This is a genomic window from Phytohabitans maris (assembly GCF_031085175.1).
GTDB lineage: Bacteria > Actinomycetota > Actinomycetes > Mycobacteriales > Micromonosporaceae > Phytohabitans > Phytohabitans maris.
In genome coordinates this window covers 144,358-158,684 of record NZ_JAVHUY010000021.1, presented here as the reverse complement: position 1 = coordinate 158,684, position 14,327 = coordinate 144,358, and the positions used below count along the sequence as shown (strand labels likewise).

Sequence of the window (14,327 nt, the reverse complement as noted above, 5' to 3'; positions counted from 1 at the left end):
GGCGGCACCGACGACGGGAAGATCACCCTCGGGTTCTCCCAGGTCGGCGCCGAAAGCGGCTGGCGCACCGCGAACACCAAATCAATCCAGGACTCCGCCAAACAAGCCGGGATCGACCTCAAGTTCTCCGACGCCCAACAAAAACAGGAAAACCAGATCAAAGCCATCCGCTCGTTCATCCAACAGAAGGTCGACATCATCGCCTTCTCCCCCGTCGTCGAGTCCGGCTGGGACACCGTCCTCAAAGAAGCCAAAGACGCCGGCATCCCCGTCATCCTCACCGACCGCGCCGTCGACTCCACCGACACCACCCTCTACAAGACCTTCATCGGCTCCGACTTCGTCGAAGAAGGCAAAAAAGCCGGCGACTGGCTCGTCAACCAGTACACCACCACCACCGACCCGGTAAACATCGTCGAACTCCAAGGCACCACCGGCTCCGCCCCCGCCAACGACCGCAAAAAAGGCTTCGGCGACGTCATCGCCACCGACCCCAAATTCAAGATCATCGCCTCCCAGACCGGCGAGTTCACCCGCGCCAAAGGCAAAGAAGTCATGGAAGCCTTCCTCAAGGCCAACCCCGACATCGACGTGCTCTACGCCCACAACGACGACATGGGCCTGGGCGCCATCGAAGCCATCGAAGGCGCCGGCAAGAAGCCCGGCACCGACATCAAAATCATCACCGTCGACGCCGTCCACGACGGCATGCAAGCCCTCGCCGACGGCAAAATCAACTTCATCGTCGAATGCTCACCCCTACTCGGCCCACAACTGATGGACCTCGTCCAAAAAGTCCACGCCGGCGAAACCGTCGAACCCCGCGTGATCACCAAAGAGACCACCTTCACCCAGGAACAAGCCAAAGCCGTCCTCCCCGAACGGCAGTACTGACGCAATCCCTGTGGCCGCCCCACCGACCCGAGGGTGGGGCGGCCCTGCCGCGCCTGTGAGCTGGGTTACCGCCGGTCATGTGTCCCGGAGGCGTCTCGTCTGTGTTGGTGAGCCCAACGAAACGGAGACGTCATGAGAATCTTCATCGCCGGCGCGTCCGGCGCGATCGGCGGACCACTCGTTTCCCAGCTCGTGGCGCGCGGCCACGAGGTGGTCGGCACGACCCGCTCGGCCGCCAAGACCGGGGCGCTGCGGGCGCTCGGCGCGGAACCGGTGGTCGTCGACGCGCTCGACCCCGACTCGGTGGCCGACGTGGTGGCCAAGGCCGAGCCGGAGGTGATCGTCCATCAGCTCACCGCGCTGGGCGGACCGCCGGACTTTCGCAACGTCAAGCGGATGGCGGCCGCGACCAACCGGCTGCGCACCGAAGGCACCGACCACCTGCTGGCGGCCGGCCGCGCGGTCGGCGTACGCAGGTTCGTGGCGCAGAGCAACAGCTCCTGGATGGAGCGCGCCCCCGGGTCGCTCGCCGACGAAGACGACCGGATCGAGCCGAACCCGCCCGCGGACGCAAAGGAGGCGGTGGCCGCACTGCGTCACCTGGAGGAGGCGGTCACCGGCATAACCTGGGCCGACGGGATCGCGCTTCGCTACGGTGGCTTCTATGGCCCGGGGACCGGCATCGAGACCGCGCCGGACGCCGTCATGGCCGGGCTGATCCGCAAGCGCCGGTTTCCCATCGTCGGCGGCGGCACCGGCGTGTGGCCGCTGGTGCACATCACCGACGCGGCGTCGGCGACGGTCGCGGTCATCGAGCGCGGCAAGCCCGGGATCTACCACGTCGCCGACGACGACCCGGCACCGGTACACGTGTGGCTGCCGGTCCTGGCCGCGGCGCTCGGCGCCAAGCCGCCGCGCCGGATCCCGGCCTGGCCCGTCCGCCTGCTGGCCGGCGGGGCCGCGGTCGACATGATGACCCGGGCCCGCGGGATCTCCAGCGAGAAGATCAAGCGCGAGCTGGGCTGGACGCCGCGATACCCGAGCTGGCGTACGGGTTTCGCCGAGGGACTGAGCTGAGCCGGCATGTCCACCCCGGAGCTGTACGGCGAGCTGCGACCGCGGGCGTTCTCCATCGCGTACCGGATGCTCGGCAGCGTCAGCGAAGCCGAGGACGTGGTGCAGGAGGCGTTCCTGCGGATGCACCAGACCCTGCGGCGCGACGAGCGGATCGCCTCCCCGCGGGCGTACGTCGCCACGCTGGTCACCCGGCTCGCCATCGACCAGCTCCGCTCGGCGCGCGTCCGGCGGGAGCGGTACGTCGGTGAGTGGCTGCCAGAGCCGCTGGTCACCGACCCGACCCCGGCCGAACGGGTCGAGACCGCGGACTCGCTGTCGCTGGCGTTCCTGGTGCTGCTGGAGAGCCTGACGCCGGCGCAGCGGGCCGCGTTTCTGCTCCGCGAGGTGTTCGAGTACCCGTACGGCGAGGTCGCCGAGATCCTCGGTACCGATGTGGACAGTGCGCGGCACCTGGTCTCGCGGGCCCGCCGGCACGTCCGCGAGCGCCGGCCGCGCTACCCCACCTCGCGCCATCAGCGGGAGGAACTGGCCCAGCGCTTCTTCGCCGCCGCCGAGCGCGGTGACCTGCGAGCGCTCGAGGCGTTGCTGGCGCAGGACGTGGCGCTGCACGCCGACGGCGGCGGCAAGGTCCCGGCGCTCGCCCAGCCGGTCGACGGCCGGGAGCGGGTGGTGCGGACCATGTCGGCCGGGATATCCGCGCTGGCCCGCCTGGGAGTCCGCCTGCGGGTCACCGAGGTCAACGGCCAGCCCGGCGCGCTGGCACTCGACCCGCGGGACGGGCTGGTCGGGGTCATCGCGCTCGACATCGCCGGCGGCCAGATCCAGGCGATCCACTCCGTCGCCAACCCCGACAAGCTGCGGCACCTCGGCCCGGTCGGCGACGCCCGCGCGTTGCTGCGGTCCGGCCGCCGACCCATCAACAACGCCTGAGCGCGCCGTAGATCTTCAGGCGGATTGGGGCGCCTTCCCGCAGGCACCCCTCCCGGCCGGCTCCTCGCTTGCGCTCGTCGAAACCCCGGCCCTCCGCTGCCGGCTCCGCGGGGCAAGCCCGGCTCCAGCCGGAGATCGTGGTATTCCAGTGCCCCTCAGGGGGCACATAAGTACCACGATCTGATTCCGCGACACGACGGGTTGTGGACCGCGGAGGGTGAGGCTCCGCTGCGCTCCACGTTTCCCCGGGGGCCCCGCGCAACGGTCTGGACCACAGCGGACATCGCGGTAGCTCACATCTTTCGGGCCGGATCCTCTCCGGACCGCGCGGCCGATCGAGGCACCCGCGAAGGGCCCCGCCGAAGCGAGGCCCTTTCAGGTCAGGCTGGCGTCACTCGCCGAAGTCGCCGAAGTCGTCGCCGCCCTCGAAGACCTCTTCCATCGCCTCGCCCAGCACCATGCCGCCGAGGATGCCGGCACCCGCGCCGGCGATGACCGCGCCCGCGCCCAGGCCGCCGCGGCCGTGGCCGTGGTGGCCGCCGCCGTGGAAGCCGTGCGAGGCACGGAGGTTGGAGTACCGGTCGCTGGCGGAGCGGACCCAGCCGTCCACTACGGTGGCCCAGTCGGTCTGGTCCACAGTGGCGTGGTCGACGCGAAACCGGCCGTACGCGTCGTGGCCGCTGCTCAGGAAGCCGCCGCGCTTGTCGAACTCCAGGATCACCTCGACGCCCTGCGGGTCGGCGACGAAGGTGAGCTCGACCTCGTTGATGCCGCCGGCGTACTGGGGCGGCGGGAAGAACTCGATCTCCTGGTAGAACGGCAGCTGCTGGTTGACGCCGTAGATGCGGCCGCGCTCCAGGTCGGCGCCCTTGAAGCGGAAGCCCAGCCGGTTGAACGCGTCGAGGATGCGCTCCTGCGCGGGCAGCGGGTGCACCTGCACCGGGTCGAGGTCGCCCTTGTCGACCGCGCGGGCCACGGCCAGCTCGGTGCGCAGGCCCATGGTCATGCCGCGCAGGCGCTGGCCGTACACGTCGGTGACCGGGGCCTCCCACGGCACCGGGAAGCGGAACGGGATCTCCTTGCGCTCGCCCTTGCCGAGCGGGAAGGCGCCCGCGACCGCGATGCGGTGGAACTCCACTGTGGAGTCATAGTTGGCGTCGCCGCTCTCCACCTCCACGCGGGTGACCAGCCCGAGCGCGACCTGGTCGATCTTGACGTCGTGGTCACCGCCCAGGATGTGGATCTGACCGTCGAGGGTCAGGCCCGGCCGGGTGTTGGAGTTTGCCAGCACGGTGTCGACGGACGGCCCGCCGACGCCGAAGGCACCCAACAACTTCTTGAATACCATCGATGCTCCTATCGCATCCGCCGGCCCTGCGGCACGGCATCCGTCTCGTCGTCGAACTCGCCGATGACCTCTTCCAGCAGGTCTTCCAGTGCGACGAAGCCGACCGTGCGGTCGCCCTCACGCACGAGGGCGAGCTGGGCGCGCTCGGCGCGCATCGCCGCGACCGCCTCGGTGACCGTGGCCGCGGCCGGGAGCGTGAACGGCTCCGTCATGAGTTCGGCCGCGGTGGCCGGGCGCCCGAAAGTGGTCGCCCTTACAGCGTCCCGCACATGGACAAGACCGACCAGCTCCTCACCCGGCGCGTTCCCACTCGCCGATGCCGCCCCGCTCGCGTCCGCCCCACTCACCCCGCTCGCCCCGCTCGCGCCAGGACCGCTCACGCCCGCCCCGCTCGCGCCAGGACCGTTCGCGCCAGGACCGCTCGTGCCCGGCCCGCTCGCGCCAGGCCCGCTCGCGTCGGAAGCGGGAACGCCGGAAGCGGGAACGCCAGGACCGGGAGCGCCAGCAACGGGAGCACCAGGACCACCGGGAACGCCAGCCGCCACCGCGAGGCGAGACCGGCCGCAACCGCGGGAGATCGCTTCGATCCGCTCGGCGGTCGCGCCTGGGGGCACGGTGACCAGCTCGTCCAGCGGCTGCATCACCGCCGCGACCGTGGTGCGCTGGAGCTGGAGCATGCTGGTCAGCAGCTGCTCCTGGTCGGCGGCGAGCGTGCCGTGCTCGCGTGACTGCTCCAGCAGGATGCGCAGCTCCTCCGGGCCGTGCACCTGGGCGAGCTGGTCCTGGGGCTCCACTTTGACCAGTCGCAGCACGCCGTTGGCGAGGCCGTTGAAGAGGACAAGCGCCGGCCGGGTCAGCCGCGCGAACGCCCGGAACGGCAGCGCCAGCAGCAGCGCCGAGCGCTCCGGATCGGTGATCGCCCACGACTTGGGCGCCATCTCGCCGACCACCAGGTGCAGGAAGCCGACCAGCAGCAGCGCCACCACGAACCCGATCACGTGACTGGCGGCGTCCGGCAGCCCGACCGCGTGCAGGGCCGGGCCGAGCAGGTGCTCGATCGCCGGCTCGGCGAGCGCGCCCAGGCCGAGGGTGGCGAGCGTGATGCCGAGCTGCGCGCCGGCGAGCATGACGGAGAGCTCGCGGGTGCCTTCGAGGGCGGCGCGGGCGGCACGGCTGCCACCGGCGGCGGCCTGCTCGAGGCGGTACCGCTTGCTGCCGACCAGCGCGAACTCCGCCGCCACGAAGAAGCCGTTGAGCGCCAGCAGGATCAGCGATAGCACAAGTGCCCAGGACGTACTCACAGCGCCTCCGGGTTCGCTCGCTCATGCGGCGCCAAAGGCGACGTCTTCCTCCGCCGTCCCGAAACCCCGACTCCGTCGGCGGGCCGCCTCCGTCCAGACGCCGCCGCGCCAACTCGCTCGCTCACGGCCGCACCTCCAGGCGCACCGACTCGGGCACGCGGCGGTCGACCGACTCCACCGACAGCACCGCGTCGCCGAGCTCGACCCGGTCGCCGACCGACGGCACCCGGCCCAGCTCGCGCATCACCAAGCCGGAGACCGTGTCGTACTCGGGGGCTTCGGGCAGCTCCACGCCGGTCGCGTCGGCCACCTCATCGATCCGCCAGCGGGCCGGGACCAGCCACGAGCCGTCCGGCTGGCGGCGCGGCGCGGGCTCCGGGTGGTCGTCTTCGTCGCGGATCGGGCCGACCAGCTCCTCGGCGATGTCTTCCAGCGTGATCACGCCGGCGAAGCCGCCGTACTCGTCGACCACGCAGGCCATCTGCCGGTGCCCGGAGCGCAGCCGGTCGAGCACCGCGGGCAGCGGGAGCGAACCGGGCACCATCAGCGGGGGTACCGCCACTACGCGCACCGGGGTCGTGGCGCGCTCGGCCGGCGGCACCTCCATCACGTCCGCGATGCTCACCACGCCGGTCACGTCGTCGACCCCGTCACCGCTCTGCACGGGGAAGCGCGAGTGTCCGGTCTCCAGCAGGTCGACCACGCGGCGAACCGGCTCGTCGGCGCGCACGGTGTGCACGTCGACGCGGGGCACCATCACCTCGCCGGCGGTGAGGCGGCGAAAGTCGAGGCCCCGGTCGAGCAGCATGGAGATCTGCGCGTCGAGGTGCCCCTCGGCACGCGACTCCGCGATGATCTGCTCCAGGTCCTCGGCGGTGGCGCCGGAGGGCAGCTCCTCGATCGGCTCGACGCCGACCCGGCGCAGCAGCCGCGCAGCCGCCATGTCGAAGAGGCGGATCACCGGCGCGAACACCGCCAGGTAGATCAGCGTCGACCGGCTCAGCGCCCGGGCGAGCGGCACCGCCCGGGCGATGGCGAGGTTTTTCGGGGCCAGCTCGCCGAGCACCATCTGGATGACGGTGGACAGCAGCAACACCAGGATCACCGACACCGGCAGGCTCACCGCTCGGGAGACGCCGGCCGTGCCGAGCAGGTCGGCGAGCCCTTCACCCACGAAGGGCTCGGCCACGTACCCGACGAGCAGCACGGTCACGGTGATGCCGAGCTGGGCACCGGAGAGCATGAACGAGAGCCGCCCGGTGACGGCCAGCGCCCGCGCCGCGGCCTGGTCGCCCTCGTCGGCGAGGCGGCGCAGCTTGCCCCGGTCGACGGCGACGTAGCCGAACTCCTGCGCGACGAAGTACCCCGTCAGGGCGGTGAGGGACAGGATGAGAAGGAGGCCGATCGCGATGAGCATCAGCGGCTCTCGGAAGAGGTCGTGCGCCGGGTGTCACCCGGCTCGGTACTACTGCCCTCCGGGGCAGGTGCCACGATCATGGCCGGCATCTTATCGGAGCTGCCTGAGCGTTTCCTGGGAGTGACCAGCTTCTCCGACCTGATCACGGCCAGCGGACCGATCACGGCGAGCACGAGCACGTACCCGGCGACGAAGGGCGCGATCCGCCCGTCCAGCCCCGCCGCGATCGCCAGCGAACCCAGGATCAACGAGAACTCCCCGCGGGTGAGCACGGTCAGCCCGATGTTGGCGGCCTCCTGCCGGCCGTACCCGTGCAGTCGCGCGGCGAGCAGCCCGGCGGCGATGTTGAGTACGACGGTGAGCGCCACCGCCACCGCGATCGGCAGCAGCACCGGCCCGATGTCGCCGGGGTCGATGGTGAGGCCGAAGGTGAAGAAGAAGATCGCGGCGAAGCCGTCGCGGAGCGGGCGCACCAGCGACCGCACGCGTTCGGCGGCGGTCGACCCGCCGAGCACCAGGCCGATCATGAACGCGCCGATCGCGTCCGAGACGCCCAGCTCCTCGGCCACGCCGGCGGAGAGCACGGCCAGCCCGACGAAGAAGACGACCAGCAGCTCGTCGTTGAAGACGCGCAGCAGCCGCCCGGCCGCGCGGGCGCCCCACCGGGCCAGCGCGGCGAGCACGATCAGAAACCCGAACGCCTTGGCCAGGTCGGTCGCCACCTCGGCCGGCCCGCTGGCGTTGCCCAGCACCGGCTGGAGGATGGCCAGGTAGAGCGCGAGGAAGACGTCCTCGATCACGATCACGCCGAGGATCAGCCGCGACTCGGGGTTGCGCAGCCGGCCGGTCTCGACCAGCAGCTTGGTGACGATCGCCGAGGACGAGATGCCGACCACGCCGGCGATCACCAGCGCCTCGCGCGTACCCCACCCGAAGGCGAAGCCGAGCGCGAGCCCGCCGCCGATGTTGAGGACCAGGTAGCCGAGGCCGGCGGCGAGCATCCGCCGCCCGCCCGCCACCAGGTCGTCGGTGTGAAACTCCAGGCCGAGGTAGAAGAGGAGGAAGACCAGGCCCAGGGCGGCGATCAGGGCCAGGTCGCCGGGGTCCTCCACGAGCTCGATACCGGGCGTGTGCGGGCCGAAGACGACGCCCGCGAGCATGAACAGGGGAATCGTGGGCAGGCCGATCTTGGCGCCGAGGCGGGCCAGCACGGCCGCCGCCAGGAACGCCCCGCCCAGGGCTACGAGTGCATCGCCGATGTGCATAGGTGTGCCTCCACTCGCGCCGGGTCACGGCGCGTCGATCTCGATGCGGGCGAGGATCAGTGGAGGCGGGGTGGTGCCCGCGAGGGATGCGGCGCCGACGCGCCGTCGACGGGCGGCGTGACGCCGGGGTCGGCCACCGCCGCCGGCGCACGCTCCGCATGAGGCAGAAGAGCATTCCCGGGTACGGGTGTGAGGTCCAGCCGGTGGTCCTGAGTTGCCATCGCCGGGGCGGCGTGCACGACCGCGGCGCCGATCGAGGCGGGACCGTGCGCGATGGCGCCGGCCGGGGCGGCCATGGACGACGACCCGTGCACCGAGGTGAGGGCCAGGACGGCGAGCAGGGCAGCGGCGAGCACGCGGCCGACCGCCGCCGTACCCCGCATGAATGATCTCCCGCCCGTCGCCGAGCGGTAAGTCTACCCGGCCAGCACGCTCGTTACGTTGCGTGCATGTCACACCCGCGGGGCAGTATGGGTTCGTGGTGGATGTGCTGGAGCGCTTCGGGCAGGCGACGCGGGAGTGGTTCGGTGCCGCGTTCGCGGCGCCGACCCCCGCGCAGGCCGGCGCCTGGCGGGCCGTCGGTGACGGCCACCACGCGCTGGTCGTCGCGCCCACCGGCTCGGGCAAGACGCTCGCCGCGTTCCTCTGGTCGCTCGACCGGCTGGCCCGCGAGCCGGTCCCGGGCGATCCCAAGCGGCGCTGCCGGGTCCTCTACGTGAGCCCGCTCAAGGCGCTCGCGGTCGACGTCGAGCGCAACCTGCGGGCTCCCCTCGCCGGCATCCGCCACGCCGCCGCCCGCCTCGGCATCCCGCAGCCCGACATCACGGTCGGCATGCGCACCGGCGACACGCCCGCCGACGAGCGGCGGGCGTTCCAGCGCACCCCGCCCGACATCTTGATCACCACGCCGGAGTCGCTGTTCCTGCTGCTCACGTCCGCCGCCCGGGAGTCGCTGGCCGGCGTCGAGACGGTGATCGTCGACGAGGTGCACGCGGTCGCGGCGACCAAGCGCGGTGCCCACCTCGCGCTCTCGCTGGAGCGGCTCGACGCGATGCTCCCCCGGCCGGCGCAGCGGATCGGCCTCTCCGCCACCGTGCGGCCGATCGAGGAGACGGCCCGCTTCCTCGGCGGGTCCCGCCCCGTCGAGGTGGTGCAGCCGCGCACCGCCAAGACCATCGAGGTCAGCGTGCAGGTGCCGGTCGAAGACATGACCCAGCTCGACGAGGTGGGCGAGCCGGAGGAGGGTTCGCGCCGGGCGTCGATCTGGCCGGCCGTCGAGGAGCGGGTCTTCGGCCTGATCGGGCAGCACCGGTCGACGATCGTCTTCACCAACTCGCGGCGTTCCGCCGAGCGGCTCTGCGCCCGCCTCAACGAGCTGGCCGCCGAGGCTTTCTTCCCGGCGCCCGGCCCGGCGGCGGCTGGCTCGGCGGCGTCCTATGGGCCGCCACAGGGCGGGGCGGGCGGCGGCCGGGAGCCGCGGTCGATGCCGGCGGCGATCATGGCGCAGTCCGGCGCGGCCTCCGGGGCGCCGCCGGTGATCGCCCGCGCCCACCACGGCAGCGTCTCTCGCTCCGAGCGCAAGCACATCGAAGAGTCGCTCAAGTCCGGCCAGCTGCCCGCCGTGGTCGCCACCTCCAGCCTGGAGCTCGGCATCGACATGGGCTCGGTCGACCTCGTCGTGCAGATCGAGGCCCCGCCCAGCGTGGCCGCCGGCCTCCAGCGCATCGGCCGGGCCGGCCACCAGGTGGGCGCGGTCTCCCGCGGCGTGGTCTTCCCCAAGCACCGCGGCGACCTGCTCTCCTGCGCCGTGGTCGCGGAGCGGATGGGCGAGGGGGCGATCGAGGAGCTGCGCTACCCGCGCAACCCGCTCGACGTGCTCGCCCAGCAGATCGTCGCGATGGTGGCGCTCGACGCGTGGCCGCTGGCCGACCTCGCCACGCTGGTCCGCCGGGCCGCGCCCTTCGCCGAGCTGCCCGACTCGGCGCTGCACGCGGTGCTCGACATGCTCTCCGGGCGCTACCCGTCGACCGCGTTCGCCGAGCTCCGCCCCCGCCTGGTCTGGGACCGCGCGGCCGACCTGCTCACCGGCCGCCCCGGCGCCCAGCGGCTCGCCGTGACCAGCGGCGGCACGATCCCCGACCGCGGCCTTTTCGGCGTGTTCCTGGCCGGGGCCGAGCGGGCCGCCCGGGTCGGCGAGCTCGACGAGGAGATGGTCTACGAGTCGCGCGTGGGTGACGTCTTCCTGCTCGGCTCCACTTCCTGGCGGATCGAAGACATCACGCCCGACCGGGTGCTCGTCTCGCCCGCGCCCGGTGCGGCCGCGCGGATGCCGTTCTGGAAGGGGGACCAGCCCGGCCGCCCGGTCGAGCTGGGGCGGGCGATCGGCGCCCGGCTGCGCGCGCTGGTGCGGCAGGACGACGAGACCGCGACGGCGGCGCTGCGCGCGGGCGGGCTCGACGACTGGGCCGCCGGCAACCTGATGGCCTACCTGCGCGAGCAGCGCGAGGCGACCCGCGCGCTCCCCGACGACCGCACCGTGGTGGTCGAGCGCTTCCGCGACGAGCTGGGCGACTGGCGGCTGGCCGTCCACTGTGTCCTCGGTGCGAAGGTCAACGGCCCGTGGGCGCTCGCCGTGGCCCGCCGCCTCACCGAGCGGTACGGCGTGGACGCCCAGGTCATGCCCTCCGACGACGGCATCGTGGTGCGGCTGCCCGACACCGCCGACCAGCCGCCCGGCGCCGAGCTGGTCGCCTTCGACCCGGACGAGGTCACCCAGCTGGTCGAGGAGTCGGTGGGCACCTCGGCGATGTTCGCGTCCCGGTTCCGCGAGTGCGCCGCCCGTTCGCTGCTGCTGCCCCGCCGCGACCCGCGCCGCCGCCAGCCGTTGTGGCAGCAGCGGCAGAAGGCGGCCCAGCTGCTCGACGTCGCCAGGGAGTACGCCGACTTTCCGGTCACCCTCGAAGCGGCCCGCGAGTGCCTCCAGGACGTCTTCGACGTGCCCGGCCTGGTGGGGCTGATGCGCGACCTGGCCGCCCGCAAGGTGCGGCTGGTCGAGGTGGAGAGCGCCAAGCCGTCGCCGTTCGCCCGGTCGCTGCTCTTCGGCTACGTCGGCGCCTTCCTGTACGAGGGGGACGCGCCCCTCGCCGAGCGCCGGGCCGCCGCGCTGGCGCTCGACTCCACGCTGCTCGGCGAGCTGCTCGGCCGGGTCGACCTGCGCGAGCTGCTGGAGCCGGCGGTGGTCACCGCGACCGAGCGGCAGTTGCGGTGGCTCACCGACGAGCGCCGTCCCCGCGACGCCGAAGACGTTGCCGAGCTGCTGCGCCTGCTCGGTGACCTCTCCGCCTCCGACCTCACGTCGCGCGGCGCCGACCTCGCCTGGCTGTCCTCATTGGAGCGTGCGCGCCGGGCGCTGCTGGTGCGCGTCGCCGGCGAAGACCGGTGGATCGCGATCGAAGACGCCGGCCGTTACCGCGACGCGCTCGGCGTGGCGCTGCCGGTCGGCGTCGCCCAGGCATACCTGGAGCCGGTGCCCGATCCGCTCGGCGACCTGGTCGCCCGCTACGCCCGCACGCACGGCCCGTTCACCGCCGCCGCCTGTGCCGCCCGCTTCGGGCTCGGGGTGTTTGTGGTCGAGCAGGCGCTGCGCCGCCTCGCCGCGACCGGGCGGGTGGTCTCCGGTGAGTTCTCGCCCGAGGGGGCCGGGGCCGAGTGGTGCGACGCCGAGGTGCTGCGCATGCTGCGCCGCCGCTCGCTGGCCGCGCTGCGCCGCGAGATCGAGCCGGTGCCGCCGCGGGCGCTGGCCACGTTCCTGCCCCGGTGGCAGCACGTCGGCGCCTCCTCGCGCGGCGTCGAGGCGGTGGCCGCGGCGGTCGAGCAGCTCCAGGGCGCGGCGGTGCCGGCGTCGGCGCTGGAGCGGCTGGTGCTGCCCGGGCGGGTCGCCGACTACTCCCCCGCATACCTCGACGAGCTCTGCGCCTCGGGCGAGGTGCTCTGGGCCGGTTCCGGCGCGATCGCCGGTGGCGACGGCTGGGTCACTTTGGCGTACGCGGACCAGGCCCCGCTGCTGCTCCCCCCGCCGGACGAGTCGCTCGCCATCACCCCGCTGCACCAGGCCGTGCTCGACGCGCTCGGCGACGGGCAGGCGCTCTTCTTCCGCGCCCTGTCCGACCGGGTGGGCGCCACCGACGACGCCGACCTCTCGGCCGCGGTCTGGGATCTCGTCTGGGCCGGCTGGCTGACCAACGACACGCTCGCCCCGCTGCGCACCCTGCTCGGCGGTGGCGGCGCCCACCGGGCCAGGCCGGCCGCGCCCCGCACCCGATACCGACGCCCGGGCCGCGTCGCGCTCCCCTCCCGCACCGGCCCGCCCACCGTGGCCGGCCGCTGGTCCCGCCTGCCCGAGCGCGACACCGACCCCACCCGGCGCGCCGCCGCGCAGGCCGACGCCCTGCTCGAGCGGCACGGCGTGGTCACCCGGGGTGCCGTGGCGGCGGAGGGTGTGCCCGGCGCTTTCGCGGCCGTCTACCCGGTGCTGGCCGCGCTGGAGGAGCGCGGCGCCGCCCGCCGCGGCTACTTCGTCGAGGGCCTGGGCGCGGCCCAGTTCGCCGTACCGGGCGCGGTCGACCGGCTGCGCGCGCTGGCCGACGAGCACCGCCGCACACCCACCGCGATGGTGCTGGCCGCCACCGACCCGGCCAGCCCGTTCGGCGCGGCGCTGCCCTGGCCCGAGCGCGTGGTCGCCCAGGAGGGCACCGGCCACCGACCGGGCCGCAAGGCCGGCGCCCTGGTGGTGCTGGTCGCCGGCGAGCTGACCCTCTACGTCGAGCGCGGCGGCCGCACCCTGCTGTCCTTTGTAGACGACGACGAGGCGCTGGCCGCCGCCGCCAAGGCACTCGCCGACGCGGTCCACACCGGAGCGCTGGGCGCCCTGTCCGTCGAGCGCGCCGACGGCGAGGCGGTCTTCACCTCCCCGCTGCGCGACGCCCTGACCGCGGCCGGTTTCCGCGCCACCCCGAAAGGCCTCCGCCTACGCGGCTAACCGCGAGGCCCGCGGTCGCTCGCCCCGAGACCGGACCTCGACGCCGGGATGATGGGCTGTGATCGAAGCTCCCTTCACGTCGTTAGAGCGACTTGACGGGAGCTTCGATCACGGACGCGGGGGTTACGGCAGTTGGGGGGCCACCTCGGCGGCGAACAGGTCCAGGTGGTCCAGGTCGCTCAGGTCGAGGATCTGCAGGAAGAAGCGGGTCGCGCCGAGCTCGGCGTACCTGCCGATCTGGTCGATCACCTCGGAGGGGGTGCCGGAGACGCCGCCGGTCAGGCCGATCCGCTCGGCCCGCGCCTTCGCCTCGCCGGGAGTACGTCCACAGGCGACGGTCTGGGCCGCGGAGAGGACGATCGGGACCTCCCGGCCCTGGGCCGCGCAGGCCTCGCGCACCCGCTGGTACGCGCCGCGGGTCTCCTCGACCGTACGGAACGGCACGTTGAACTCGTCGGCGTACCGGGCGGCCAGCGCGGGCGTCCGCTTCGGCCCGGCGCCGCCGATGATGACCGGCGGCCCGGGCGTCTGCGCCGGCTTGGGCAGCGCGGGCGAGTCGGTCAGCCGGTAGTGGTCACCGTGAAACGTGAAGCGCTCGCCGACCGGCGTACGCCACAGGCCGGTGACGATCTCCAGCTGCTCCTCGAAGCGGTCGAAGCGCTCGCCCAGTGGCGGAAACGGGATGCCGTACGCGGAGTGCTCGGCCTCGAACCACCCCGCACCGAGACCGAGCTCGATCCGGCCGCCGCTCATCTGGTCGGCCTGCGCCACCGCGATCGCCAGCGGCCCGGGCAGCCGGAACGTGGCCGACGACACCAGCGTGCCGAGCCGGATCCGGCTGGTCTGCACGGCCAGCGCGGCCAGCGTCAGCCAGGAGTCGGTCGGGCCGGGCAGGCCCTCGGTGTCCATCGACAGGAAGTGGTCCGAGCGGAAGAAGCCGTCGAAGCCGCACTCCTCCGCGTGCTGGGCCACTTTTCGCAGGTCGTCGTAGGAGGCGCCCTCTTGTGGCTCGGTGAAGATGCACAACCGCATGTGGATCACCCTATCGGGGGTGTTG

Annotated in this window: 10 protein-coding genes; 4 read left to right on the top strand and 6 right to left on the bottom strand. The window is 73.0% G+C overall.

Annotated features, from left to right (window positions below; all coding sequences use genetic code 11):
* From RB614_RS23015 to RB614_RS23005, 3 genes are all read left to right on the top strand, one after another.
* On the top strand, positions 1–894 hold an 894-nt coding region (locus RB614_RS23015), incomplete at its 5' end, for an ABC transporter substrate-binding protein (protein ID WP_308711405.1).
* Positions 895–1,026: 132 nt separating this feature from the next.
* The gene (locus RB614_RS23010) at positions 1,027–1,971 is read left to right on the top strand and encodes an NAD-dependent epimerase/dehydratase family protein (RefSeq protein WP_308714659.1); all 945 of its coding nucleotides are present in this window, start codon (positions 1,027–1,029) and stop codon (positions 1,969–1,971) included.
* A gap of 6 nt (positions 1,972–1,977) precedes the next feature.
* Positions 1,978–2,901 (top strand): RNA polymerase sigma-70 factor, encoded by a 924-nt coding sequence (locus tag RB614_RS23005; protein ID WP_308714658.1) that lies wholly within the window; start codon positions 1,978–1,980, stop codon positions 2,899–2,901.
* 391 nt (positions 2,902–3,292) lie between these two features.
* Here the strand turns inward: RB614_RS23005 and RB614_RS23000 are convergent, their stop codons facing one another.
* From RB614_RS23000 to RB614_RS22980, 5 genes are all read right to left on the bottom strand, one after another.
* Positions 3,293–4,249 (bottom strand): sporulation protein, encoded by a 957-nt coding sequence (locus RB614_RS23000; protein ID WP_308714657.1) that lies wholly within the window; start codon positions 4,247–4,249, stop codon positions 3,293–3,295.
* A gap of 8 nt (positions 4,250–4,257) precedes the next feature.
* A complete protein-coding gene (locus RB614_RS22995) occupies positions 4,258–5,550 on the bottom strand; it encodes a hemolysin family protein (protein ID WP_308714656.1) in 1,293 nt (430 codons plus the stop codon).
* 121 nt (positions 5,551–5,671) lie between these two features.
* Complete coding sequence (locus tag RB614_RS22990; protein WP_308714655.1) at positions 5,672–6,967, bottom strand: hemolysin family protein; 1,296 nt, start codon at positions 6,965–6,967, stop codon at positions 5,672–5,674.
* A complete protein-coding gene (locus RB614_RS22985; RefSeq protein WP_308714654.1) occupies positions 6,967–8,232 on the bottom strand; it encodes a cation:proton antiporter in 1,266 nt (421 codons plus the stop codon). The genes RB614_RS22990 and RB614_RS22985 overlap by 1 nt, the downstream gene beginning before the upstream one ends.
* Before the next feature lie 56 nt (positions 8,233–8,288).
* Positions 8,289–8,615, bottom strand: coding sequence for a hypothetical protein (locus RB614_RS22980; protein WP_308714653.1), 327 nt, complete (start codon positions 8,613–8,615; stop codon positions 8,289–8,291).
* 2 nt (positions 8,616–8,617) lie between these two features.
* On the opposite strand from RB614_RS22980, the gene RB614_RS22975 reads away from it, so the two are divergent.
* Positions 8,618–13,270 carry an ATP-dependent helicase gene (locus RB614_RS22975; protein WP_428983092.1) on the top strand — a complete coding sequence of 1,551 codons (4,653 nt, stop codon included), beginning with the start codon at positions 8,618–8,620 and terminating at the stop codon, positions 13,268–13,270.
* A gap of 123 nt (positions 13,271–13,393) precedes the next feature.
* Here the strand turns inward: RB614_RS22975 and RB614_RS22970 are convergent, their stop codons facing one another.
* Positions 13,394–14,302, bottom strand: a complete 909-nt coding sequence (locus RB614_RS22970) for an LLM class F420-dependent oxidoreductase (protein ID WP_308714652.1) — start codon at positions 14,300–14,302, stop codon at positions 13,394–13,396.
* Positions 14,303–14,327 lie beyond the last annotated feature (25 nt).